We start from the raw sequence: 2397 nt of genomic DNA, 5'->3' as shown, positions 1-2397 counted from the left end.
AGCTTCCCAGCTGCTCGACCTGCTGCAGGCGGAGGCCGACCGCCGCATCCGCCCCCGGGTCCGCCGCCATGCCGAAAGCCTCGGCGTGGTGCCGGGCCCCGTGCGGCTGAAGGACACCCGGACCCGCTGGGCCAGCTGCGCCCCCGACGGCACGCTGGCCTTTTCCTGGCGGCTGGTGATGGCGCCTGACTGGGTGCTGGACTACGTCGTCGCGCATGAGGTCGCGCATCTGCGGGAGCTCAACCATTCGCCGCGCTTCTGGGCGGCGCTGGCCAGGCTGTCGCCGCATCACGAGGCGGCCCAGGCCTGGCTGCGCGCCCGCGGCCCGGCCCTGCTGCGGGTCGGCTGAGGCGGCTTCCCGCTCCGGAAAAGCGCTGCCATACCGGGGGAAACCCTTGGGCGGTCCCTTGGGGCAGGAGAGCTTCCACCATGCTGATTCTCGTCACCGGCGCGACCGCCGGCTTCGGCGCCGCCATCGCCCGCCGCTTCGCCCAGGACGGCGCCCGCATCATCGCCCTCGGCCGCCGCGCCGAGCGGCTGCAGGCGCTGGCCGCCGAGCTCGGCCCCGACCGCGTCCATCCGCTGGCGCTCGACATCCGCGATTCGGCCGCCATCGCCGCCGCTATTGCCGGGCTGCCGGCCGCATGGTCGGAGATCGACGTGCTGGTCAACAATGCCGGGCTGGCGCTGGGGCTGGAGCCGGCGCAGCGCGCCAGCCTCTCCGACTGGGAGACGATGATCGACACCAACACCAAGGGGCTGGTGGCGATGACCCATGCGGTGCTGCCCGGCATGGTGGCGCGCAACCGCGGCCATGTGGTGAATATCGGCTCGACGGCGGGCGAGTTCCCCTATCCGGGCGGCAATGTCTATGGCGCGACCAAGGCCTTCGTCCGCCAGTTCAGCCTGAACCTGCGCGCCGACCTCTTCGGCACCGCGGTGCGGGTCACCGACATCGAGCCCGGCCTGGTCGGCGGCACCGAATTCTCGAACGTCCGCTTCGGCGACGACGCCAAGGCGGCCGCCATCTACCAGGGCGCCGATGCGCTGACGCCGGAAGACATTGCCGACGCCGTCCACTGGGTCTCCAGCCGGCCGGCGCGGGTCAACGTCAACACGCTGCAGGTCATGCCGGTCAGCCAGAGCTTCGGGCCGCTGCGCGTCAACCGCGGCCAGTGAGGTGAGAGGGGTCGCCGCTCAGGCGACCCTCTCCCGTCCCGGCGGCAGCACCAGCGCCGCCAGCGGCGCCGGGCGGCCGAACAGATAGCCCTGCGCCTCGGCGCAGCCCTCGTCGCGCAGGCGCTGCAGCTGCTCCGGCGTCTCGACGCCCTCGGCCAGCACCGGCACGCCCAGCCCCTGGCCCATGTCCAGCACGGCGCGCAGGATGGCCAGCGCCTGGGCGCTCTCGCCGATCTCGCGGATGAAGCTGCGGTCCAGCTTGATCTTGTCGAAGGGGAAGGCGCGCAGCGTCCCCAGCGAGGAATAGCCGGTGCCGAAATCGTCCATGGCGATGCCGACGCCGAGCTCGGTGATCTGCCGCAGGATCTCCAGCGCGCGCCGGCTGTCGCCCATCAGCGTGCTTTCGGTGATCTCGATCTCCAGCCGGCTGGGCGGCAGGCCGCTCTCCGCCAGGGCGCTGGCGACCATGGCCGGCAGGTCGGGATGGCGGAACTGGGTCGGCGAGATGTTCACCGCCACCCGCCCCAGCCGCGGCTCGGCGGCGGCGGCGCGGCAGGCCTCGCGCAGCGCCCATTCGCCCAGCTGCAGGATCAGCCCGTTCTCCTCGGCCAGCGGGATGAAGCGGTCGGGGGGGACGAAGCCCTGCGCCGGATGCTGCCAGCGCATCAGCACCTCATGGCCGAAGCAGTGGCCGGTGGCGACCATCACCTGCGGCTGGAAGAACAGCATCAGCTCGCCGGCGGCCTGGGCGCCGCGCAGATCCTCGGCCAGGCGGCGGCGCTCGCGCACCCGGGCGTCCATGCCGGCCTGGTAGAAGCAGGCGGGGCGTCCGGGCAGGATCTTGGCGCGCTGCAGCGCGACATCGGCATTCGCCAGCAGCGCCTCGGCATTGGCGGCATCGGCCGGATGCAGCGCGATGCCGATCGCCGCGGTCACGCCGATGCTGGCGCCGCCGATCTGCTCCGGCTGCTCCGCCAGGGCCTCGATCCGGCCGAGCAGGGCGGTGACCTCGGCCTCCTCGGCGAAGGGCAGCAGCACGGCGAACTCGTCGCCGCCCAGCCGCGCCGGCACGCCCTCGGCCGGCAGCAGGGCGGCCAGGCGCTGGGCGTAGCCGCGCAGCACCGCGTCGCCGGCGGCATGGCCGTAGAGGTCGTTCACCGCCTTGAAGTCGTTCAGCCCGATGCGCAGCAGGGCCAGGCCCGGGGGCGGTGTGGGGGC

3 protein-coding genes are annotated in these 2397 nt (G+C 73.2%); 2 read left to right on the top strand and 1 reads right to left on the bottom strand.

Annotated features, from left to right (window positions below):
* Both BKE38_RS28685 and BKE38_RS28680 read left to right on the top strand, forming a co-directional pair.
* On the top strand, positions 1 to 349 hold a 349-nt coding region (locus BKE38_RS28685; RefSeq protein ID WP_131829780.1), incomplete at its 5' end, for a M48 family metallopeptidase.
* 80 nt (positions 350 to 429) lie between these two features.
* A complete protein-coding gene (locus BKE38_RS28680) occupies positions 430 to 1179 on the top strand; it encodes an SDR family NAD(P)-dependent oxidoreductase (RefSeq protein ID WP_076960539.1) in 750 nt (249 codons plus the stop codon).
* An 18-nt stretch (positions 1180 to 1197) separates the two neighbouring features.
* Here the strand turns inward: BKE38_RS28680 and BKE38_RS28675 are convergent.
* A partial coding sequence (locus tag BKE38_RS28675) for a putative bifunctional diguanylate cyclase/phosphodiesterase (protein ID WP_131829779.1) occupies positions 1198 to 2397 on the bottom strand: 1200 nt, incomplete at its 5' end.

It is taken from the genome of Teichococcus deserti (assembly GCF_001982615.1).
Taxonomy (GTDB): domain Bacteria; phylum Pseudomonadota; class Alphaproteobacteria; order Acetobacterales; family Acetobacteraceae; genus Pseudoroseomonas; species Pseudoroseomonas deserti.
This window is presented reverse-complemented; position numbering and strand designations above follow the sequence as displayed.